This window comes from Sanguibacter sp. TS_SC_8 (genome assembly GCF_055361235.1).
The window spans coordinates 880,214-902,108 of record NZ_CM143955.1 but is presented as its reverse complement, the minus strand read 5'-3'; the positions used below and the strand labels follow the sequence as shown (position 1 = coordinate 902,108).

Here is a 21,895-nt window from a genome sequence, read left to right as displayed (position 1 = left end):
GCACGAAACACGCGGGCTACATCCGCCGGATAACCTGGACGCGTGACTGAACACGTGAACACACCGGAGCAGCCCACCGCGCCCGATCGTCTGCGGGACGGCGCCCGCGAGGAGATGCCCGAGCAGCTGCGCGCCGACGTCCGACTCCTGGGGGATCTGCTCGGCCAGATCCTCAGCGAGGCCGGCGGCGCCGACCTGCTCGAGGACGTCGAGTGCCTGCGCGCGCTCGTCATCCACGCGGCCACCTCCCCCGAGTCCACCGCCCTGGAGGAGGCCGAGACCCTCGTCGACTCCTTCACCCCCCAGCGTGCCGAGGACGTGGCCCGCGCCTTCAGCAGCTATTTCCACCTCGTCAACCTTGCCGAGGAGCACCACCGGGTGCGGGTGCTGCGCCAGCGCGAGTCAGCGCTCACGCCCACCCAGTCCCACCCCGAGGACTCTCTGCCGAGCGCGCTGCGCGTGCTCGAGGACGAGGTCGGCGCCGACGACGCCCGCGCCCGCCTGGCCGGTCTGGAGTTCCGCCCCGTCCTCACCGCGCACCCCACCGAGGCCCGACGCCGGGCGATCGCCTCCGCGATCCGCCGGATCACCGTGCTGCTCGCCGCCCGCGGTGACCAGCACCTGGGCGGCGTCTCGCTGCGGGAGAACACCGAGCAGCTGCTCGCCGAGATCGAAGGACTGTGGCGCACCTCCCCGCTGCGGACGACCAAGCCGTCGCCCCTCGACGAGGTCCGCACCGCCATGGGTGTCTTCGACGAGACCCTCTTCACCGTGCTCCCGGACGTCTACCGGCGGCTGGAGAACTGGGTCAACGTCGACGGCGCCGGCCTGACCGCGCCCCTCGCACCCGCCTTCGTGCGGCTCGGGACGTGGATCGGCGGGGACCGTGACGGCAACCCGAATGTCACCCCCGCGATCACCCGTCAGGCTGCTGCGATCGCGAACGAGCACGTGCTGCGTGCGCTGGAGAACGTGGCCCTGCGGGTCGGGCGGACGATGACCCTGGACGCCTCGACCACTCCGGCCTCCCCCGCCCTGGACCAGCTCTGGCTGAGCCAGCGCCAGCTCGCCCCCGAGCTCACCGCGGAGATCGCCACCCGATCCCCCAACGAACCGCACCGCCGGTCGCTGCTCGTCGTCGCCAAGCGCATCGAGGCGACCCGCCTGCGCGACGCCGACCTCGCCTACCCGGGGGCCGACGAGCTGTTCGGAGACCTCACGGTCATCCAGGACTCCCTCATCGCCGCCGGGGCCAAGCGCGTCGCCTACGCCGACCTGCAGCAGTTCCTCTGGCAGGTGCAGACCTTCGGCTTCCACCTCGCCGAGATGGAGATGCGCCAGCACTCCCAGGTGCACCGCGAGGCCCTCGCCGAGATCGCCGAGCACGGCGCCGACAGCCCAGCGCTGAGCGAGCGCACCGTAGAGGTCCTCGACACCTTCCGGGCGATGGCCGCGATCCAGCAGCGCTACGGGACACCCGCGGCACGCCGGTTCATCGTCTCCTTCACCCAGTGCGCGGACGACCTCGCCAACGTCTACACCCTGGCCGAGCACGCCCTCGGTGCCGAGAGCCTCCTCGTGCTCGACGTCGTCCCGCTCTTCGAGACCTTCGCCGACCTGCAGGCCGCGACGGCGATCCTCACCGAGATCGTCGACCACCCGCGGGTCGTCGCCCGTCTGGCCGAGACCGACCGGCGGATGGAGGTCATGCTCGGTTACTCCGACTCCTCCAAGGACGTCGGTCCGGTCTCGGCGACGCTGGCCCTGTACGACGCCCAGAGCCGGATCGCCCAGTGGGCGCAGGACCACGACATCACGCTGACCCTGTTCCACGGCCGCGGCGGTGCGCTCGGACGCGGCGGCGGCCCCGCCAACCGCGCGGTGCTCGCCCAACCGCCGGGCTCGGTCGACGGCCGGTTCAAGCTCACGGAGCAGGGCGAGGTCATCGCGGCCCGCTACGGCGACCCGGTGATCGCCACCCGGCACATCGAGCAGGTCGCCGCGGCGACCCTGCTGCAGTCGTTGCCCTCGGTCGGGAAGCACAACGCCGAGGCGGCCGAGCGCTTCTCCGGGGTGGCCGCGACGCTGGACGCCGTCTCCCGGGAACGCTTCTTCGAGCTCGTGCACGCCGAGGGCTTCCCCAAGTGGTTCGCCCAGGTGACCCCGCAGGAGGAGATCGGGCTGCTGCCCCTGGGCTCCCGCCCGGCCAAGCGGGGCCTGTCCGTCAACTCCCTCGACGACCTGCGCGCCATCCCCTGGGTGTTCGCGTGGACCCAGGCCCGGATCAACCTCACCGGCTGGTTCGGCCTCGGCACAGCCCTGGCCGCCGTGGGCGACATCGACGAGCTGCAGACGGCCTACCGCGGCTGGCCGCTGTTCTCCACGATGATCGACAACGTCGAGATGTCGCTGGCCAAGACGGACGAACGGATCGCCGAGCGGTACCTCGCCCTCGGTGACCGGGACGACCTCGCCGCTCTCGTGCTCGCCGAGATGGCCCTCACCAAGGAGTGGGTGCTCAAGGTGACCGGCAAGACGCGGATGCTCGCGGACCTGCGCGTGCTCGGCCGGGCCGTGCAGCTGCGCAGCCCCTACGTCGACGCGTTGTCCCTCATCCAGCTGCGGGCGCTGCGCGCGCTGCGCCGCGGGGCTCCCGCCGAGGAGATCCCCGAGCTGCAGCGCCTGCTGCTGCTCTCCGTCAACGGGGTGGCGGCCGGCCTGCAGAACACGGGGTGATCTCGGGCGGGGTGATCTCGGGCGGGGTGATCTCGGGCGCGGTGACCTCAGGGGTCAGCGCCGTGTGGAGGGCGGCGCCGGCCGCGGCGCCGCCCGCGTAGGCCACCAGGTCGACGGCATTGAACGTGGTGCCGAGCAGGTAGCGCGCCGGGCCCCACAGCTCGACGAGCGCAGCCGGACCGCCGGTCAGCTGGGCCAGCTCGATGAGCGCGCAGACCCCGAACGCGACGGCGGCCAGCACCGCCCGGCGCTGGCCGGGCGCCCAGAACACCAGCACCAGGTAGACGAGGACGGCGTAGAGCGCGTCGCCGGCCGCGTCGGCGATCGCGCCGCTGCCGAGGGCCGCCACGGTGAGGCCGGCGGCCGTCACGACCGCGGCCGCCAGCGCGATGGGCGTCCGCCCGGCCCGTGGCCGGGCGGCGTCAGGCACCGCGCGGGTCCAGCTCGTCGCCGACCGCGGCGACGAAGGCGTCGACGTCACGCTCGGTCGTGTCGAAGGAGCACATCCAGCGGACCTCCCCGCGGGAGGCGTTCCAGTCGTAGAAGCTGAACCGGTCACGCAGGGGTTCCACCGCGGCGCGCGGCAGGACCGCGAAGACGCCGTTCGCCTGGGTCTCCTGGGTGAAGGCGAGGCCCGGGGCCCGGCCGGCGGCGATGAGCTCCTCGAGCCCGGACCGCAGCCGCGAGGCCATGGCGTTGGCATGCGAGGCGGACCGCAGCCACAGATCGTCGTCGAGCAGCGCGAGGAGCTGGGCGGAGACGAACCGCATCTTCGAGGACAGCTGCATGGTCATCTTGCGGACGTAGTCGATGCCCTCGACCGCGGCGGGGTCCAGGGCGATCACCGCCTCCCCGAACACGAGGCCGTTCTTGGTGCCGCCGAAGGACAGCACGTCGACGCCGACGTCGGTGGTGATCGCGGCCAGGGGCACCCCGAGGTAGGCGGCCGCGTTGGCCAGCCGGGCGCCGTCCATGTGCACACGCATGCCCAGGGCGTGCGCGTGGTCGGTGATCGCCCGCACCTCCGCGGGTGAGTACACGGTGCCGAGCTCGGTCGACTGGGTGATCGAGACGACGAGCGGCTGCGCCCGGTGCTGGTCGCCCCAGCCCCAGGCGTGCTCGTCGATCGCCGCCGGGGTGAGCTTGCCGTCGGGGGCGTCCACGGTGAGCAGCTTCATGCCGCCGACCCGCTCCGGCGCACCGTTCTCGTCGTTGTGGATGTGGGCGTAGCGGCTCGTGATCACCGCTCCCCAGCGCGGCAGCATGGACGTCAGCGCGACGACGTTCGCGCCGGTCCCGTTGAACACCGGGGTCGCGGTCGCCTGGTCGCCGAAGTGCGTCTTGATCACGTCCTGCAGGCGGTGGGTCCACTGGTCGGCACCGTAGGCGCGGGCGTGTCCGGTGTTCGCCGCCGCGAGGGCCACGAGGACCTCGGGGTGGGCACCGGCGTAGTTGTCTGAGGCAAAGGAGTGGTGAGACACAAGAATGAGCCTAGTCCGACGGCGTCGTGCCTGGCGCGAGGTGCCGGTCGGCTCGTGTTGGATGGGGTCCATGCCCGCCTACCGTGCCCACATCACCGTCCGCGACGACCTCGACGACGACCAGGTCACCGGGATGGCCGACGCCCTCGGCGCGATCGGGGAACCGCAGGTCCACGCGGGCGCGATCGTCTTCGTGGTACCCGGTGAGGCACCGGACGCAGGGACCGCGGAGATCGCCGCGTCCCAGCACGCCGCGGAGCTGCTCGACGGGTACATGTACGACGTGGAGGTCACCGAGGTCCACTCGTCGTGACCGGGGTCCTCACCGGGTTCGCGATCATCGCGACCATCATCGGGGTCGGGTACGTCGTCGGCCGGGTGAACCTGCTGGGCCCCGACGCACGCCAGGTCATCGCTCGCCTGGTCTTCTTCGTCCTGGCGCCCAGCCTCCTGTTCACGATCCTCGCCGACGCCGAGGTCGCCCTGCTCTTCTCCCCGCTCATGGTCGTCTCCTTGATCGCGGCGTCGGTGACCTTCGCCGTCTACCTCCTCGTGGCGCGGGTGCTGTGGCACCGGGACGCCTCCGAGGCGGTGATCGGCGCGCTGTCCGCGGGGTACGTCAACGCGAACAACATCGGCATCCCGGTCGCGGTCTACGTGCTCGGCGACGCCGCGTACTCCGCCCCGGTGATCCTCGTCCAGCTGCTGCTCTTCGCCCCGCTCGGCCTCGCCGTGCTCGACGTCCAGCAGCAGGGCCACGCGTCGCTGGGTCGCCTGATCAGCCAGCCGCTGCGCAACCCCATCATCATCGGCTCCGCCCTCGGCCTCGTGGTCGCGCTCACCGGGGTGGCCGTGCCGGACGCGGTGATGGAGCCGTTCCGGATCGTCGGCGCCGCCGCGGTGCCGCTCATGCTCATCGCCTACGGCATCTCCCTGCACGGCCAGAAGGTCCTCGAGCCCGGCCTGGAGCGGCGCGACGCGCTCGTCGCCTCGGCGCTCAAGCTGTGGTTCATGCCGCTCGTGGCATGGCTGTGCGGGCGGTTCGTCTTCGGTCTCACCGGCCATGACCTGTTCGTCGTCGTCGCCCTCGCCGCCCTGCCCACCGCCCAGAACGTCTTCAACTACGCCCAGCGCTACCGGCGCGGGGAGACGCTGGCCCGGGACGCGATCTTCGTCACGACCATCGGGGCGATCCCGGTGCTCGTCGTCGTCGCGGCGCTGCTGCGGTAGCGGCTACCCGAGCTGGGTGATGACCAGGCGCGCGACGGTGAAGTAGATGATCAGCCCGGTCCCGTCGACCAGGGTCGTGATCATCGGTGCGGAGACCACCGCCGGGTCGACGCCGAAGCGCTTGAGCAGCAGCGGCAGCGCCGAGGCGATGAGGGAGGTCCACACCACGATCACGACGATCGAGATGGCGACCGTGAGGGCCACCTCCGTCCCCACCCCGAGGGTCACGGCGCGCACCCACGCGAGGCCCGCGATCGTCGCGGCGATGAGCAGCCCGGTCGCGACCTCCTTGCGCACCACCCGCAGGATGCTGCGCAGGCCGACCTGGCCCATCGCCATGGCGCGGACCAGCGTCGTGGTGATCTGCGTGCCGGTGTTGCCGCCGGTGCCGATGAGCAGCGGGATGAAGAAGGTCAGCGCGACGACGGTGGTCAGGTCCTCCTCGAACATCCGCAGCACGGTTCCGGTGTACATCTCGGCGATGAAGAGGACGAGCAGCCAGATGATCCGCTTGCGCCACAGCAGGAACGGGGACGCACGCAGGTACGGGATCTCGAGCGGCTCCGACCCTCCCTGGCGTTCGGCGTCCTCGGTGTTCTCGGCCTCGAGGATGTCGAGGACGTCGTCGGCGGAGATGATGCCCAGCAGCGCGCCGTCGTGCACGACGGGGACGGCGGAGAGGTCGTGGTCGGCGAGCAGGCGGGCCGCGACCTCCTGGTCCTCGAGGGCACTGACGCTCACGACGTCCGGGTCCATGATCGTGGCGATGAGGGTGTGCGGCTGGGACAGGACGAGGTCGAGGTAGGAGACGACGCCGACCAGGCGGTGGTCGGGCGCGGCGGTGACCAGGACGTCGCCTTCGTCGAGCGTCGTGGTGGCGGCCCGGGCGCGGATCGTGTCGATCGCCTCGGAGACCGTCATCGCCCCGCTGACCGACGCGACGTCGGGGTTCATCCGGGACCCGGCGCTGTCCTGGGGCCAGGACAGCAGCCCGCGCAGCGTCGCCGAGCGCACCGCGCCGGTTCCCTCGAGCACCCGCTGGCGGTGGTCGTCGTCGAGCCCGCGCAGGATCTCCGCGGAGCGGTCGTCGTCGAGGGCGTCGAGCAGCCCCGCGGCGACGGCGGGCGGCAGCACCTCCAGGACGCCGACGACGGCCGCGGTGTCGATCGAGTCGAAGAGCTCGCGGGCGGTCTGCGGGGTGAGCAGCGCCACCAGCCGGCGGATCTCGGCGTCGGTGAGGTCGTCGACCTGTTCCGAACGCCGCCACGAGCCGGGGACCTCACGCAGCCAGCGCTCGACGGCGGTGAGGGTCCCGGCCGCGATGACGTCGCGCAGGTCGAGCTTGGGGTTGGTGGGCAGGTTCTGGCGCATGGCGCTCCCTCGGGTGGGGACGGATCAGGCGCCGGTGCCGGGCAGGGTGCCCTGCACGAGCAGGGCTCCACTGCCCAACTATAGGCTCACGCGGTCACCGAGCCGGCCTCGCGGCTGCCGGTCGAGTCCCCGTTGACGGAAAGACCGCCGACGACGTCACCGGTGACGGCTCCGTCCACGGTGATGGTGTAGGTCTGGCCGCTGACGACCAGCGGGGTGGACACGACGATCGTCTGGAAGGCCTTGGACGACTCGACGGACGCGACCGTGGTGCCGTCCGCGGTGACCAGGTGGACGATCGTCCCCGCGCTCTGCACGGAGTCGAAGCTCACCAGGACCGAGGCCTGCGGCGAGGTGGCGGCCGGTGAGACGGCCATCCCGGCGCTGCCCGCGGCCACGAGCACCCCACCGGACATGAGCACACCGCCGTCGGAGTCGATCGCGCCGTTCCCGTTGTCGGTGGGGCCCGCGACGACGACGGTGCCGCCGGCGATCTCGATCGACCCGTTCGCGTCGAGGCCGTCACCTGCCGCGTCGACGACGATCGTGCCGCCGGTGATGATGAGGAAGTAGTCGGCGTCGGCGGTGAAGGTGTCGTCGCCGCTCATGCCACCGGGGGCGCCTCCGCCGCCACCCTGCCCACCGGCGGCCGGGCCGCCCATCCCGGAGGCGTCGGTCCCGCCGGCGACGTTGATGCCGTCGTCGGAAGCGGTCACCGTGATGTTGCCGGCGTCGATGGTGATCTGCGCAGCCTCGAGACCTTCGTAGGACTCGGTGACGTCGATCGTCCCGCCGGTGATGGTCAGGGCGGCGTCGGCGTGCACGCCGTCGTCGCCCGCCGCGAGGGACAGCGTCCCGCCGGAGATGGTCACGTCGGTCTGGGCCTGGATCCCGTCGTCGCCCGAGGTGACGGTCACCTCGCCGGCACCGATGAAGACGTAGCCCTTGGTGGTGTCCTCCTCGTTGTCGGACTTGAGGCCGTCGCCGGTGGCGGTCACGGTGATCTGGGGGGCGGACTCGCGCTCCGTGATGACGAGGTAGTCCTTGCCGCGGATGCCGTCGTCGGCTGCCGTGACGGTGATCGCCCCACCGGAGATGACCAGGCCGTCCTTGCTCGCGATGGCGTCGTTGGCGTTGCCGGCGACCGTGAGCGCACCGGGGCCGGTGATCGTGAGGTCGGCAGCGGAGAAGATCGCGGCGTTCGGCTCGTCCGTCTCGGCGTCGGGGTAGACATAGGTGCTCGCGTCCGAGACGGTGTTCGTCGTGCCGTCAGCCAGGACGATCATCGCCTTCTCGGCGTTGGTCACCACGACCGGGGCGGTGGTCGAGCTGGACAGGTCGACGCCGTCGAAGATCAGCCGGACGATGCCGTCGCCAGCGGAGTCGACGACGACCTGACCGTCGGTGAGCGTGCCGGAGACGCGGTACGTGCCGGCCGCGGTGATCGTCACGGTCGAGCCGTCGATCGTCACGGAGCCGGAGTCAGCGCCGGCGCCGGAGGTGGCGGAGTCGCCGGTCAGGGTGATGGCCACCTCCTCAGAGGCGTCCCAGACGTAGTCGGCGTCCTCGTCGTGGGAGGCAGCGTTGTCGGAGCTCGCGTCGGTGGCGGTGACGGTCTCGGCCGTCTCGCTCGTCTCGCCCGTCTGGGTCGTAGACGGGGTGCTGGTTCCGGTCTCCTGGGAGGCGCAGCCTGCCAGGAGAGCGAGAGCGAGGACCGGGGCCAGGAAGGCGGTGCGGGTGGGACGACGCATGGTGTGCTCCAGAGGTCGGTGACTGTATGGGTCAGGTCTACGTGGGGCGGCTATGCGTGAGATCGCCGTTGCTTGTGCGTCACCTGTGAGGCGGGGACGGTCGGCGCCGTGATGACGAGCGTGCGCTGGAGGCGGCGGCTCGCGACGACGAGGAGACCCGAGTGACCTCCCTCCCAGCTGATGTGCACCGACAGGTCAGGCGGTCACCGAGCCGTCCCCGGCGGGCGTCGGTCGAGTCCCCGGTGGGGTCCTTCGCCGCTGCGCCCCCAGGTTCGGTGAGAACATCGATGTGAAGCCAAGCTGCTGCGGTGACGGAGGGTGGACATGAAGCCTCAGGACTACTCCGCCCGCACGGCCTACCGTCCGCCAGCTGCCTGGTATCGCCGCCTCAACTGGCTCGGTGTGCTGCTGACATCGCTCGGCCTGGCTCCGCGAGACGCCGTCGCAGAGCCCAACACGTCAACCTTGAGGAACTCGCGTCGACCGAGCGCGCAGAGATCATCGCGGAGTACCTGCGGGCTGGCAGACAACGCAGCGGCGAGAAGGCCAATTCCGACCAAGCTCGCTTCTACTTCGGACTCGACCCTGAGCCGTCCATCGACGACATCCAGGCAATCGCCGAGAACTACCCGGTGTTTCGCATCTTCTACGAGGGGGATGGCTCGCGGTAAGGCAGAAGGGTGAAGGACGGCGCAATCCCTTGACGGCCGTCTCCGTGGCGCAAGCGCGCGCGAAGCCCTTGGTTGCGAAACCTGGAGCTCAGGCTCGGTAGGTGCCTGGGACGTCGATGTGCCAGGTGCCACCGGTGTGGGTCATGGCGATGTGCTCGCCGTCGACGCGGTGGTGGTGGTGCCTGCAGAGCAGGGCCCCGTTGGAGGGTGTGGTGTCGCCGCCATCGGCCCAGTGGCGTAGGGCGTGGTGGATCTCGCAGATGCGGGGTGGCGCGTCGCAGCCCGGCCAGACGCAGGTGGTGTCGCGGGCGATGATGGCGCGGCGATGCTCTTTGGTGAAGGTGCGTCTGGTGCGGGAGATGTTGAGGATCTGGGAGTCGGGTCCGAAGATGATCCGGGTCATCTCCCCGTCGCACGCGATGCGTCTCAGGACCGCGTCGGGGATGGGGCCGGTGCCGTCCTCCCAGGTCGCGTACCCGGCCTTGAGGCGGGCCTCGAAGGTTCTCGGGGACCAGGATCGGGAACCGGTGCCGTCTGAGGCAGTGCTGCTCGCTCCGCCGGCCAGTTCACCAGCCGCGCCGGTGCCATCTGACTCACCGTCAGTGCTGTCAGCGTCGTCATCACCGTCACTGTGGGTGGCTTCGAAGACCCGGGTGAACTCCTCCCAGGACACGTGCACCGACAGGTGCGGGCGCACGTTCGCCCCCTTGCCCGCGATCCCGGCGTCCAGGTACTGCTCGCACAGGTCCACCAGGGCGTCGACCTTGCGCAGGTCCGCCGGGTGCAGGGTCTCTTCGGCGGAGGGCACACCGGCCACCGCCCGCAACGCTGTGGTGATGAGCTGGGCGTGCTCGGTGGTGACGAACCCGCTGATCTGGGATCCGCCCAGGGTCGGGGACACCTGCAAGAACTCCCGCTCGGCGGCGTCCTTGAACGCCTTCTCCTGCGCCACAGGGTCGGCGGAGAGCGTGAAGGTCTTGACGACCTGGTTGAACTTCTCCAACCGCCACATCGCGCACCCCAGGAGGTTCTCCTCCCACGTGCACACCGGGGTGCCGTCGGTCGCCGGGCTGTCCTCGATCACGGGGCTGGCCAGGGCCTCGCACAACTCCTGCGTCTTGGTCGCCTTGACCATGATCGCCACGTGCTCACCGGTGATCGTCCCAGCCCGCGCCGCAGCACCCGTGGCCGGCAGGTGCTGGCTCACTGCCCGGGCTGCCGCGACGGTGCGTTGGGCCAATCCCTTCGAGAGGTTCTCCGCCTTCTCCAACCACGACGTGAAGGAGTGCATCGTCTCCTGGTGCCACGACCCCTCGGTCTCGGTGCGGGCGATGCACCCCAACCGCTGCGCCTCCAGGCGCCCGACCGCAGCGTTGATCCGCTGGGACACCTCAGCAGCCACCGCACCCGGGAGCGACGCCGGGTCGATCGCCGTGATCGTCTCGACCAACGACTCCATCTGGTCCAGCAGCGCCAACACGCTCACCGGCACGTCCGCCGGATCCATGAGCACACCGTCGTCGGCGGCGACTGCCTGCACGCAGGTTTCCCCACGCGCCGCCCGCCCGCTTGGCGCAGGAGCCTCTGACTCCGGTGCCGGCTCCACCAAGACCACCTCGTCGCCCGCCGCCGGCCAGCCCGCGCGGATCAGCTCCTCGAACGCCGACTCGATGCAGTCCTCGACCATCGAGGGCGCCGGTCCGGCCACCACGTCGACCCACACACCGGGGGTCAATTCGCGACGTTCGGGGGCAGGTGTCAGATCGCGGCGGAATGAATTCATCGACCCCACGAGACACCTCCCGCATTCACGAATGCTGCGCGACTACCTATTCCTTATTCTATCGACCGACACCCTATTGCGCAACAGTTATGAGCCGTCGACGAAGCAATCCGACGGCTGATTCGCTGAGTGCGGGATTGCGCTCGCCACGCGCATTGTGGATAGTCCACAATTCCACAACCCACAACCCACAACCCACAGATCCAAAGATCTACGTCAGCAATTCCCGAACATCGGTCGCCGTCAGCCCGGCGCCGCCGGCCGCGCCGCCGTCGAGCACGCTCGCGAAGAGCTTGGACTTGGACGCCTTGAGCGCCATGACCTTCTCCTCGATCGTGTCGGTCGAGACCATGCGGTAGACCATGACGTTGCGCTTCTGACCGATGCGGTGCGCGCGGTCCACGGCTTGCGCCTCGGCAGCGGGGTTCCACCACGGGTCGAGGAGGATGCAGTAGTCCGCCGCGGTGAGGTTGAGCCCGAACCCGCCCGCCTTGAGGCTGATGAGGAAGACGTTCGTCTCCCCCGACGTGAACCGCTCGATCGTCTCGGTGCGGCGACGGGTCGACCCGTCGAGGTAGGAGTAGTCGACGGCCAGCTTGTCCAGGTGCGTGCGCACCCGGCCGAGGAACTGGGTGAACTGGCTGAAGATCAGCACGCTGTGCCCCTCAGCGAGGATGTCCTCGAGCATCTCGTAGAGGACCTCGAGCTTGGAGGAGGGCACGCCCGCGTGCTCGTCGTCGACCAGGCTCACGTCGAGGCTCGCCTGGCGCAGCACGGTCAGCGACCGGAACACCTCGAAACGGTGCTCGCCGAACTCCTCCACCAGCCCGAGCACCTTGGTGCGCTCACGCTGGAGGTACTTGTCGTAGAGCTTGCGGTGGCGGGAGTTGAGGACCACGTCGACGACCTGCTCCTGCTTGGCCGGCAGGTCCTTGGCCACGACCTCCTTGGTGCGGCGCAGCATGAACGGCGCGACCCGGCGGCGCAGCTTGTCGAGACGCTCCTCGGCGTGGTCGTTCTCGATCGGGCGGGCGTAGTACTCCTTGAACCGGGTCGGGCTCGGGAACAGCCCCGGGCTGACCACGGAGAGGATGGACCACAGCTCCATGAGGTTGTTCTCGAGCGGCGTCCCGGTCAGCGCCAGCTTGACCGGCGCGACGAGCCGACGGGCGCACTGGTAGGCGACCGACTGGTGGTTCTTGATGAACTGCGCCTCGTCGAGGATGAGCCCGTCCCAGGTCAGTGCGTCGTACTCCTCGAAGTCGAGGCGGAAGAGCGCGTAGGAGGTGACGACGATGTCCGCCCCGGCGACCACCTCAGCCAGCGGGACGCGGCGTCGGGCATGGGTCTCGTGGATGGTGACCGTCGTCAGGCCCGGGGTGAAGTGGCGCGTCTCCGCGGCCCAGTTGCCCACCACGGAGGTGGGCGCGACGACGAGGAACGGTCGCCGCGGGGCGTCGCTGGCCACGCGGGAGTTGCGGTCGTGCTGGATGAGCGCGAGCGCCTGGAGGGTCTTGCCGAGCCCCATGTCGTCGGCGAGCACACCACCCAGGCCGTGCTGGCGCAGGAACGCGAGCCACTCGAAGCCCTCCTGCTGGTAGCTGCGCATGTGCGCGACGAGGCCCTCGGGCGGCTCGACGTGCTCGGGCTTCGCGCCGCCGGCGAGCGCGCCGAGCGAGGCGCGCCAGCTCTCCGCCTGCGCGCCGACCAGCCCGTACCGCTCGAGCTCCTCGAACAGCCCCGCCTGGAACCGGTTGATCCGCAACGGTCCGCCCATCGTGTCCTGGAGCGCGCGGGCCTCGGCGATGAGGTCGCGCAGCGCGAGGAATCGGTCGTCGTCGAGGGTGAAGTGCAGCCCGTCCACGAGCAGGATGTGCGACTTGCCCTCGGCGAGCGCCTTGAACACGTCGGCGAAGGGCACGAACTGCTGACCTGCGCGGATGATGACGCCGAGGTCGAACCAGTCCCGCTGGTCGGGCAGCTGGGAGGTGGTGACGGTGACGTCGATGTCGTCGGTCAGGCGGTAGTCGACGCCTGCGGCGTCGGAGTGGATCTGGACGCTGAAGTCCGGCTCGGCGTCGGCCAGGTCGTACAGCGCCGGCAGCTCCTCGGTGAAGAACAGCGCGGTGTCCATCCCCCGCAGCTCCACCTGCCCGACGCCGGCCCGCGCGCCATGGGCGTCGGCCTGCGGATCTGCGAGGGGCAGCCGCGGGGCGCGCCCCGCGAGCCGCTCGAGGATCGCCGTCTCGGCGGCGAGGTCGCGCACCACCGGGTCGGGGACCGCGCCGAGCGGGACGGTGACCACGGTCGGAGCGCCGGTGTCGTCCTGGGTCGCGTAGCGCCACTGCCAGGCGAGGTCCGCGCCGTGGTCGGGGCGGTGGGTGACGTCGAGCCACAGGGTCGGGCGGGCACGCTCGGGCAGGGTGATCTGCGGATCGAGGTGGACACCGTCGAAGCGGTCCTGCAGGGCCGGGAACACCCGGGTGAGGAACCGGCGCTCGTCGGCCTGCGGGACGGCGAGCGGCTCGGGGCGGCGCACGAGCGCGACCGTCGTCGCGTCGAGCGGGGACTCGAACCGCGCCAGCAGGATCCGGCTCTCCTTGCCCAGCGCGCCGCGCGCAGGCCAGGTGAACAGTCCGGCGGGCGGGCTGCCCAGCAGCGTGACGTTGCGCGGTCCGCGGGTGACCAGGACCGGCTCGGGGGCGGCGTCGGGCAGCGGGGCGGACTGGGGGGCCTCGTCCGGCAGCAAGGCCGGGGCCTGAGCGGGCTCGGCGACCGGACCCGTGAGGTCGAGCGCCTGCTGGGCCGGGGGGTCGTAGACGACGACCTCGGCGCGGAGCGCGAGGCCTTTCTCGGTGCGGGTCACCGTGAGGTCCGTGGTCGCCGGGCGCGGGGAGAACGGCAGCGGGGACTGTGCTTTGTCCGACTGCAGCAGCGGCAGCCCGGCGCGGCGGGCGGCGTCGAGCATCGCCCAGAGGCCCGAGCTGGGCAGCGCATCGGCGTAGAGCCAGGACGGGGCGGCGAAGTAGCCGACCTCGGAGACCGACTTGGACAGGCCGTACAGCGACCGCAGGATGTCCACGTGCCCCTCGGGGAAACCGCCGTCGCGGGCGTCGATGAGCCGCAGCTCGCTCCACGAGATGCCGGTGCGGGTCCAGCGTCCACCGTCGCGGCGGATGACCGGGCGCATGCCCAGCCGCGGCTCCGGGGAGGCCGCGCGGGAGGACGCGCCGTAGCGCAGCGGCTTGGACGGCGCGTCGACGATGAGCTCGAGCTGCAGGCCGATCTCGGCCGCGGCGCTGCGGTCCCACGGCTTGAGGCGACGCGCCGAGGCGGCGGTGGTCTCGGCCGCGCCGACCGGGGCGAGCAGCTCGGCGAAGGTCCGTTCCCACTCGGTCGTCTTGCGGGGGTGCGCACCCGAGAACGCCGCGCTCTGGGTGACCGGCGGCGGGGCGGTGGGGTTCTGCTTGTCGAGGAAGGCCAGCAGCACCGCGGCGGTGTGCTTGCAGTTGAGCTTGACCGGGCAGGAGCACTTCCCGTACCGCGGGGTCGCCTGGTCGCCGGCGCTCGAGAGCTCCACGACCGTCACGTACTGCTTGTTCGCCGAACCGCGCACCTGCCCGACGATCGTGTCCCCCGCGCCGCTGCGGGCCACCGCGATGACGTGTCCGGTCTGGAAGTACTGCTCACCGCGAGACATCGCGTCGGTACCGACGAGCCGGGAGATGTCTGCAGGTGTGAACACGGAGGCCATTCTCTCACCTGAGGCTGACAGCAGGTGCCTCGGTGGGCATGGGGGTGGTCACATGACCGGCGATCGGGACAGTCGGCGTCGGGCGGGTCAGGCGTCCTCGTCCACGTCGGCGGCGGCTTCGACGGTGCGTTCGGCGACGTAGTCGGCGAGGTAGGCGAGCATGTCCGGGGACGGGTCCGGGCCGAGCTTGAACTCGGCGATGAGCTGCTCCCGCGACGGGCCGGCGGTCTCGTCCGGCTCCGGGGTCGCCTCGCCCGGGGTGCCCTCATCCGCGGTGGCGACCTTGAGCGCGTGCAGCAACCATGCGACGTCGGCCGGGTCGACCGGGGTGCCCGCGGCGAGCTTGGCCTCGATGGAGGCGACGGAGATGGGTCCGCCCGCGTGGTCTGTGGTGTCTGCCATGACGATGGTCCCCCTGTGGTGCTCGCGCCGAGACTCGTGCCCGGTCCGGTGACCGGCTCGTGCGTGGCGAGCCTAGCCGAGCGGGCTCAGCCGCCCTATCCTGGTGCGTGGCTTACCCGCCGGACACACACTGGAAACACTGCACCCCTAGGGTGCGGTACAACTGACACCCTCGCGGACCCGGCAGACCCCGGTGACCGCCAGGGACCAGCACCAGCCGTTTGCAGTCCTTGGAGGACACGATGCGCAGATTCCCCCTCATCGCGGTAGCCGCGACCGTGACGCTCCTGCTCGCCGGGTGCGGCGGCGACGACACCCCCGACGCGGACTCCACCGGCGACGGAGCTGCCTCCTTCGACGCGGCGTCGATCGCTGAGGACACGACCCTCTCCGCCCTCGTGCCGGAGTCCGTGGCCAGCACCGGCAAGCTCGTCGTCGGGTCGGACACGACCTACGCGCCGGCGGAGTACATCGGTGAGGACGGGCAGACCCCGGAGGGCTACGACGTCGACCTCGCCAAGGCGATCGGTGCGGTGCTCGGGCTCGAGACCGACGTGCAGACGGCCAGCTTCACCGGGATCATCCCCGCGATCGGCTCGAAGTACGACATCGGCATCTCCTCGTTCACCATCACCCCCGAGCGCCAGGCCGAGGTGAACATGATCCAGTACTTCACGGCCGGTGAGGCGTACGCGGTCGCCAAGGGCAACCCGAAGAACGTCGACAGCGCGGACCTGTGCGGGCTGACCGTGGGTGTGCAGACCGGGACGGTCGAGGACGAGGCGCTCGACGGCCTCATCGCTCAGTGCGAAGCCGACGGCAAGGACCCGATCACCCCGCTCAAGTACGACAAGCAGACCGACGTGACCACCGCCGTCGTCGGCGGCAAGGCGGACATCATGTACGCCGACTCCCCGATCGTCGCCTACGCCGTGACCCAGACCGACGGCCAGGTCGAACAGCTCGGCGAGGTCTTCGCGACCTCCCCCCAGGGGATCGTCGTCTCCAAGGACGACGCCGAGCTCACCGAGGCCGTCCAGAAGGCCCTGCAGAAGCTCATCGACTCCGGCGACTACGACAAGATCCTCGCCGCCTGGGGCAACGAGACCGGCGCTGTGACCACCGCCGAGCTCAACCCGAGCGTCAGCTGAGGTCGACGGTGTCCACGCCCGACGCCGGCCGGGCGACCCCGCCCGACCAGGTCCCCGACCGCATCCACGCCGTCCCGGTGCGCTACCCCGGCCGGTGGATCTCAGGCGGGGTCGTGGTGGTCGTCGCGGCCATGGCGCTGCACGGCCTGGTGACCAACGAGAAGTTCGCGTGGGGCACGGTCGCGGAGTACCTGTTCAGCACCCCGGTGCTGCGCGGAGTGGCGTGGACGCTGTGGCTCACCGTCGCCGCGATGCTCATCGCGATCATCCTGTCGGTCCTGCTCGCGACGATGCGCGGTTCGGCGAACCCGGTCATGCGCTGGGTCGCGTGGACCTACATCTGGATCTTCCGCGGCACCCCGATCTACACCCAGCTGATCTTCTGGGGCCTCATCTCGGTGCTCTACCCGCGGCTGAGCCTGGGCATCCCCTTCGGCCCCGAGTTCGTCGACTTCAGCACGACCGACCTCATCACCGCCTCCCGCGCGGCGATCATCGGGCTGGCCCTCAACGAGGCGGCCTACCTCGCCGAGATCGTGCGGGCCGGGCTGCAGAGCGTCGACCCCGGCCAGTCCGAGGCCGCCCGGGCGCTGGGGATGAAGAACACCCGGATCATGACCCGCATCGTCCTCCCCCAGGCCATGCGCGTCATCGTCCCGCCGACCGGCAACGAGACGATCTCCATGCTCAAGACCACGTCGCTGGTGCTCGCGGTGCCGTTCACCCTCGACCTCCAGTTCGCCACGAACGCCGTCGCCAACCGGATCTTCCAGCCGATCCCGATGCTCATGGTCGCGGCCATCTGGTACCTGGCGATCACCAGCGTGCTCATGGTCGGCCAGCACTTCCTCGAGAAGTACTACGGAAAGGGCTTCGACGTGCACCACGCTCCAGGCGGCGGCGGGGGCGGCGGCGGCGGTGGCCGACGGCGTGCCTCGCAGCGGCGGTCACGTCAGGCCGCGATCAACGCGGCTGGGACCACCGCTGAACCGGGTCCGCTGACGGAGGTCACCCCGTGACCGCGCCCATGGTCGAGGTCGTCGACCTGCACAAGGAGTTCGGCGACGCGCACGTGCTGCGCGGGGTGAACCTCACGGTCCCCACCGGGTCGGTGTGCGTGGTCCTCGGCCCCTCCGGGTCCGGGAAGTCCACCGCGCTGCGGTGCATCAACCAGCTCGAGACCATCACCGCCGGACGCATCTACGTCGACGGCGAGCTCGTGGGTTTCCGCGAGGGGACCCACCGCGGCCACCCGGCGCTGTTCGCGCTGCACCCCAAGGAGATCGCCCGCCAGCGCGCGCGGATCGGCATGGTGTTCCAGCGCTTCAACCTCTTCCCGCACATGACCGCCCTGGGAAACGTCGTCGAGGCGCAGGTCCAGGTGCTCGGTCGGAGCAAGACCCAGGCCCGCGCGCGTGCCACCGAGCTGCTCGAGCAGGTCGGGCTGACCGACCACCGCGACCACTACCCCGCCCAGCTCTCCGGCGGTCAGCAGCAGCGTGTCGCGATCGCCCGCGCCCTGGCGATGGACCCCGAGATCATGCTCTTCGACGAGCCGACGTCGGCCCTCGACCCCGAGCTCGTCGGTGAGGTCCTCACGGTCATGCGGTCCCTCGCCGAGTCTGGCATGACGATGATCGTCGTCACCCACGAGATCGGCTTCGCCCGGGAGGTCGCCGACCAGGTGGTCTTCATGGCCGACGGGGTCGTGGTGGAGCAGGGGACGCCAGAGCAGGTGCTCACGTCACCGCGGGAGGCTCGGACGCAGGACTTCTTGGCTCGGGTGCTGTGACGGGGCTGGGCGCTGTGACGGGGCAGCGCCGACTGCAGACCTGAGCATCGCCTGGGTCTCTGGGTCGGTCGAGTACAGCAGCGTCCCGACCATCCCGCGGGTGAGCAGCACCTTGTACACGTGGCGGACCAGGCGGTCGAAGGTCGCGTCGTCGACCTTGGTCCGCGACCGGAAGTCGGGGTCCTTGTTGTGCTCGCGGCGCGCGACCCAGCCGCCCGCTCCCCCGCGCGCCTGGGCGCGCCAGACGAGGTCCGGGCCGAAGATCACGCCGTTCCACGCGTACTCGAACCCCTGCGCGGTGTAGACGCAGCCGACCTGCTCGAACCCGCCTGGCTCGCTCGCCCACAGCGCCGACGGCGGTGCGTCACCGATCCGCCGCTCGCCGTAGACGTTCCACGGCTTGGCCCAGTCCCCGATCCTCACGTCGTCGACGAGCTGGGCGTCCGGGGCGGACTTCGACCAGGGCCAGCAGTACCCGGCCGTCATCCTCGCGTTCGAGCCGGCGTCGCGGTAGGCGCGCAGCCGCGCCTCCATCTCCCGGGGGGAGTCGACGACGTCGACCGCGAAGGTGGCCTCGTCCCGCCAGGGTTCCAGCGCGCCGTCGCGCAGACCCAGCAGGGTCTGCACCCAGGTGAGGTACGTGTCGGAGCCGCCCGAGCGGTACTGCGCCTGGAGGTCGACCTGGTCGACGGGGAGGCCGCGCAGGGCGGCGTGCGCGCGGATGTCGGCGACCGTGCCCATCTCCCCGGGGCGGACCACCTGGTGCTCGTCGAGGAGGAAGACGGGCACGCGCGCGGCGTCGAGCAGCTCGGTGATCTGCGGGCGGGCGCGCTCCCGGACCGCCTTGACCGTGTAGCGGTTGACGGACTGCTCGCGGATCCGGTGCGCCTCGTCGAGGATGACGACGTCGAGGCCGTTCGGCTCAGCGTCGATGAAGGAGTTGAAGTACTTGAACAGCGACTTCGTGCGGGTTGAGCCCTTCCCCGCGACGTGCCGCATGGTCGTGGTGAAGCTCTTGGACCCGGTCGCGTGCAGCACGGTCCGCCCCTGCCGCGCGAGCTCGCCGAGGAGGGACAGCGCGATGACGGACTTGCCCGATCCGGGCCCACCGGTGACGATGACCGCGGTCTTGGTGTCGGCCTTGCGGGCCTTCTCCACGGCGCGCAGGACCAGCTCGTAGGCCACGCGCTGCTCGTCGAGGAGCACGAACTGCTCGCGCTCCTGGATCTCCTTCGCCGCGACGGTGAGCAGCTGCTTGGACGGCGCGATCGCCGACCCGAGGAAGTGGTCGGCGGCGTGCACGCCGGGCTCCCCCGGTGCGAGCCGGGTGCGCAGGAAGTCGTGGAGTTTGCCGCGGGTCTGCCCGGTGAACATCGGGGCCTGGGTGAGCGCCGGGTTGTCCCAGAGGTCGGCGACCATCCCGTCGGAGGCATTGTGGAGGTAGGCCGTGGCTGCCATCGCCTCGGGGGCCTCGGCGAAGATGCGGACGAAGTCACGCAGGTACTCTGCGTAGCCGGCGACCTGGATGCTGGGGTGCAGCACCGGGCGGTAGGGCGCGCCGTCGACATCGACGAGCGTCGCGGAGTCCTCCCAGCGCCGGGCGTGGCTCCACTGCTTGAGCTCGACGACCACGTACGACGGCGCCCCGGTGCGCGGGTGGGTCCCGGCGAGGATGACGTCGGCCCGCTTGGAGGACAGCGGCAGCCGGTGCTCGAGGATGACCTCGACCTTGTCCAGCCCGGCGTCGCACAGGTCGCGGGCGAGGGTGGGGATGGAGCTGCGCCACGAGCGCACCTCGCTCTCCCCGGCGCGCCCGAGCCCCTGGGCTGCGAGCTGGGACGCGAGATGACGCTCGACGGTCGAGGAATCCTGAGCAGTCATGGTCACCAACGAGCCGGCACTGAAACGGACAGCAGACAACGGAACACTTCCCCCGGGCAGCACGAATAGTCGTGCGGAGGGGGCATGTCCGGCGCGGTCGGGCCAGGCGTGGAGCGTTGGGCCTGGCGCGAGAGCGGGGGAAGTCCGTCGGTACCGCTGGGAGGAGGGTATCGCGTGGTGCGGGGCGGGGGCGGGAGGCGGGGCTGGGTGTCAGCCGAGGGGGTCTTCGACGAGGTGGGAGCGGAGCTCGGTGACGGTCAGGGGTGGGGCGGTGCTGGTGGTGGTGGCGGTGCCGGTGATCGGGGTGTAGGTGGTGCCGCCGTCGAGGGAGTACTCCCCGGTCCAGGTGGTGGTCATGGTGACGGTGTAGTCCCCGGTGCGGGGGTAGGTGTAGGCGACGGTGTGGTCGGGCCAGGGGGCGCCGGGGTCGGTCGTGGTGGTGGGGGTGGAGCCGTCGGCCCAGTCCCAGGCGTAGTCGCGGGGGGTGGCGCGGACGGTGACGGGCTGGCCGAGCAGGGTCGTGGTGAGGACCTGGGGTTGGGGGTCGGTGTAGACGACGGTGATCATGTTCACCGGGACCCAGCCCTGAGAGGGGCCGACCACGATGGCTGAGGGGGTCAGGGGCAGGTTGCGGAAGTCGGCCTGGGTGACGACGAGGGGCGCCGCCGCCGGCGCCTGGTTGCAGACCAGGACCGAGTTCAGTCGCGGTTCGGAGTAGGTACCGTCGGGTTGCAGGGTCTGGATGCTGGTGGGGCTGACGTCGAAGCCGAGGTCGGGATCGCAGTTCTGCAGGTCAAGGCCCGCCTGCCCGACGCAGGCAGCCGCGATGCCAGAAGTCCCGTAGATCGTCGTCGGTACGCATGCGTCGGTGCTTGTGATGAGGGTCTGCGGCGGTCCGGCGGAAGAGTCCCCCTTGCCCTGGGAACGGCAGCCGGTGCTTGTCTGGATCGTGGACGTCTGTATTTCTAGGAAATCGCCGCTCGCCTTCGCTGAGTTGTCACGGTGCGATTCCGGACCGCAGGGGACGCCGGGAGTCGCTGCGTGCGGGGTCCCTGTGGCCGCCCAAAGGGGCAGGGAAAGGATGGTCACAGCCGTGACGACGAGTCTATGCGTCATGATGGCCGCACGACCCCAGCTTCGGCACCTCTAACGATCCACTGGCCACCTGTCATGTGCTGGATTGCCACCGCAAAGTCCAGGTCATCGTCACCTTGGGACGCAAATATCTCCTTGCCGCCCGAGTCGAACGCAACGAATGATGTCCTGTCGAGGTTGCCCCACACGACATAGAAGGGGTGCTCACCGGGTGAATCCACCGTGGCAGTCGTGAACGTGGAGGCCCCACCGATCGTGTAGTTGCCAACAGCGATGTCCGTCTGGACTTCGTCGATCACCGCTGAGCAGTAGATGCTCTCAGGGTCACAGAGGTTGGTGAAGTCCGTAAGGTCTTGGCTCCTCACGGCGTACCCGGAGAGTTCCACGAAGTACTCCGCCGCCGCCTGCGCCCCGGCCTCGTCGTCGTTGTCCATCGCCGCCGGCCGCTCGGGCGGCACGAGGGGCTCCCCCGCCCGGTCCGTTGCCACCGGCGTCGGCTCGACCGTCGGGTCCGGCGTGGGCTCAACAGTCGGCGCCGGAGACGTGGTGGCCGGCGTCGTCGGCGCGGCCGACGACCCCTCCCCGCAGGCCCCCAGCACCAGGACACCGCACACCACGACCACGGCCCAGCACCGGCGTCGCATCCGCTCAGGAGTCATGCCCCCGACACTACGTCCGACCCGAGCACTTCAGCACGTTATGCGCCGCCCTGTGGACAACCACCCGCCACCCCCGCTGAGTGCAGCCGAACGGCTGCCTCGTGTCCGGTTTGGGCAGCCGGATGGCCGCACTCAGCG

16 protein-coding genes are annotated in these 21,895 nt (G+C 70.6%); 6 read left to right on the top strand and 10 right to left on the bottom strand.

Going from position 1 to position 21,895, the window contains the following annotated elements; translation table 11 throughout:
• Nucleotides 1-114: 114 nt before the first annotated feature.
• Entirely contained in the window at nt 115-2,736 is a 2,622-nt protein-coding gene (locus ACWA15_RS03900) for a phosphoenolpyruvate carboxylase (RefSeq protein ID WP_464059404.1), read from the top strand.
• Here the strand turns inward: ACWA15_RS03900 and ACWA15_RS03895 are convergent.
• On the bottom strand, nt 2,699-3,166 hold the full coding sequence (locus ACWA15_RS03895) for a ribosomal maturation YjgA family protein (RefSeq protein ID WP_464058139.1): 468 nt from the start codon (nt 3,164-3,166) through the stop codon (nt 2,699-2,701). The genes ACWA15_RS03900 and ACWA15_RS03895 overlap by 38 nt on opposite strands.
• On the bottom strand, nt 3,159-4,289 hold the full coding sequence (locus ACWA15_RS03890; RefSeq protein ID WP_464058138.1) for a threonine aldolase family protein: 1,131 nt from the start codon (nt 4,287-4,289) through the stop codon (nt 3,159-3,161). The genes ACWA15_RS03895 and ACWA15_RS03890 overlap by 8 nt, the downstream gene beginning before the upstream one ends.
• On the opposite strand from ACWA15_RS03890, the gene ACWA15_RS03885 reads away from it, so the two are divergent.
• Nucleotides 4,288-4,530: a hypothetical protein gene (locus tag ACWA15_RS03885; RefSeq protein WP_464058137.1), complete on the top strand. Its 243-nt coding sequence runs from the start codon at nt 4,288-4,290 to the stop codon at nt 4,528-4,530. The genes ACWA15_RS03890 and ACWA15_RS03885 overlap by 2 nt on opposite strands.
• Complete coding sequence (locus tag ACWA15_RS03880; RefSeq protein ID WP_464058136.1) at nt 4,527-5,447, top strand: AEC family transporter; 921 nt, start codon at nt 4,527-4,529, stop codon at nt 5,445-5,447. The genes ACWA15_RS03885 and ACWA15_RS03880 overlap by 4 nt, the downstream gene beginning before the upstream one ends.
• 3 nt (nt 5,448-5,450) lie before the next feature.
• Here the strand turns inward: ACWA15_RS03880 and mgtE are convergent, their stop codons facing one another.
• The 5 genes from mgtE to ACWA15_RS03855 all read right to left on the bottom strand — a co-directional run bounded on the left by mgtE (nt 5,451) and on the right by ACWA15_RS03855 (nt 15,179).
• The gene (gene mgtE, locus ACWA15_RS03875; RefSeq protein ID WP_464058135.1) at nt 5,451-6,818 is read right to left on the bottom strand and encodes a magnesium transporter; all 1,368 of its coding nucleotides are present in this window, start codon (nt 6,816-6,818) and stop codon (nt 5,451-5,453) included.
• An 86-nt stretch (nt 6,819-6,904) separates the two neighbouring features.
• Nucleotides 6,905-8,569, bottom strand: coding sequence for a carbohydrate-binding domain-containing protein (locus tag ACWA15_RS03870; RefSeq protein ID WP_464058134.1), 1,665 nt, complete (start codon nt 8,567-8,569; stop codon nt 6,905-6,907).
• 759 nt (nt 8,570-9,328) lie between these two features.
• Nucleotides 9,329-10,975, bottom strand: a complete 1,647-nt coding sequence (locus ACWA15_RS03865; RefSeq protein WP_464058133.1) for an HNH endonuclease signature motif containing protein — start codon at nt 10,973-10,975, stop codon at nt 9,329-9,331.
• Nucleotides 10,976-11,234: 259 nt separating this feature from the next.
• Nucleotides 11,235-14,768 (bottom strand): DEAD/DEAH box helicase, encoded by a 3,534-nt coding sequence (locus ACWA15_RS03860; RefSeq protein WP_464058132.1) that lies wholly within the window; start codon nt 14,766-14,768, stop codon nt 11,235-11,237.
• 96 nt (nt 14,769-14,864) lie between these two features.
• Complete coding sequence (locus ACWA15_RS03855; RefSeq protein WP_464058131.1) at nt 14,865-15,179, bottom strand: hypothetical protein; 315 nt, start codon at nt 15,177-15,179, stop codon at nt 14,865-14,867.
• Nucleotides 15,180-15,421: 242 nt separating this feature from the next.
• On the opposite strand from ACWA15_RS03855, the gene ACWA15_RS03850 reads away from it, so the two are divergent.
• From ACWA15_RS03850 to ACWA15_RS03840, 3 genes are read left to right on the top strand one after another with little or no spacing between them, the layout of a single operon-like run.
• A complete protein-coding gene (locus ACWA15_RS03850; protein ID WP_464058130.1) occupies nt 15,422-16,330 on the top strand; it encodes an ABC transporter substrate-binding protein in 909 nt (302 codons plus the stop codon).
• Between the two features lie 8 nt (nt 16,331-16,338).
• The gene (locus tag ACWA15_RS03845) at nt 16,339-17,349 is read left to right on the top strand and encodes an amino acid ABC transporter permease (RefSeq protein WP_464058129.1); all 1,011 of its coding nucleotides are present in this window, start codon (nt 16,339-16,341) and stop codon (nt 17,347-17,349) included.
• Nucleotides 17,350-17,357: 8 nt separating this feature from the next.
• Nucleotides 17,358-18,122 carry an amino acid ABC transporter ATP-binding protein gene (locus ACWA15_RS03840; protein WP_464059403.1) on the top strand — a complete coding sequence of 255 codons (765 nt, stop codon included), beginning with the start codon at nt 17,358-17,360 and terminating at the stop codon, nt 18,120-18,122.
• On the opposite strand, the gene ACWA15_RS03835 is transcribed toward ACWA15_RS03840, so the two are convergent.
• The 3 genes from ACWA15_RS03835 to ACWA15_RS03825 all read right to left on the bottom strand — a co-directional run bounded on the left by ACWA15_RS03835 (nt 18,075) and on the right by ACWA15_RS03825 (nt 21,757).
• The gene (locus ACWA15_RS03835; RefSeq protein ID WP_464058128.1) at nt 18,075-20,003 is read right to left on the bottom strand and encodes a DNA/RNA helicase domain-containing protein; all 1,929 of its coding nucleotides are present in this window, start codon (nt 20,001-20,003) and stop codon (nt 18,075-18,077) included. The genes ACWA15_RS03840 and ACWA15_RS03835 overlap by 48 nt on opposite strands.
• Before the next feature lie 210 nt (nt 20,004-20,213).
• Nucleotides 20,214-21,092: a PKD domain-containing protein gene (locus ACWA15_RS03830; protein WP_464058127.1), complete on the bottom strand. Its 879-nt coding sequence runs from the start codon at nt 21,090-21,092 to the stop codon at nt 20,214-20,216.
• A gap of 23 nt (nt 21,093-21,115) precedes the next feature.
• Nucleotides 21,116-21,757 carry a DUF6318 family protein gene (locus tag ACWA15_RS03825; protein ID WP_464058126.1) on the bottom strand — a complete coding sequence of 214 codons (642 nt, stop codon included), beginning with the start codon at nt 21,755-21,757 and terminating at the stop codon, nt 21,116-21,118.
• Between the last annotated feature and the right edge of the window lie 138 nt (nt 21,758-21,895).

Coding starts and splice junctions, on each gene's coding strand:
- ACWA15_RS03900 (WP_464059404.1), top strand. CDS start 115: ATGCCCGAGCAGCTGCGCGCCGACGTCCGACTCCTGGGGGATCTGCTC.
- ACWA15_RS03825 (WP_464058126.1), bottom strand. CDS start 21,757: ATGACTCCTGAGCGGATGCGACGCCGGTGCTGGGCCGTGGTCGTGGTG.
- ACWA15_RS03855 (WP_464058131.1), bottom strand. CDS start 15,179: ATGGCAGACACCACAGACCACGCGGGCGGACCCATCTCCGTCGCCTCC.
- ACWA15_RS03835 (WP_464058128.1), bottom strand. CDS start 20,003: ATGACTGCTCAGGATTCCTCGACCGTCGAGCGTCATCTCGCGTCCCAG.
- mgtE (WP_464058135.1), bottom strand. CDS start 6,818: ATGCGCCAGAACCTGCCCACCAACCCCAAGCTCGACCTGCGCGACGTC.
- ACWA15_RS03870 (WP_464058134.1), bottom strand. CDS start 8,569: ATGCGTCGTCCCACCCGCACCGCCTTCCTGGCCCCGGTCCTCGCTCTC.
- ACWA15_RS03885 (WP_464058137.1), top strand. CDS start 4,288: ATGCCCGCCTACCGTGCCCACATCACCGTCCGCGACGACCTCGACGAC.
- ACWA15_RS03840 (WP_464059403.1), top strand. CDS start 17,358: ATGGTCGAGGTCGTCGACCTGCACAAGGAGTTCGGCGACGCGCACGTG.
- ACWA15_RS03850 (WP_464058130.1), top strand. CDS start 15,422: ATGCGCAGATTCCCCCTCATCGCGGTAGCCGCGACCGTGACGCTCCTG.
- ACWA15_RS03890 (WP_464058138.1), bottom strand. CDS start 4,289: ATGGACCCCATCCAACACGAGCCGACCGGCACCTCGCGCCAGGCACGA.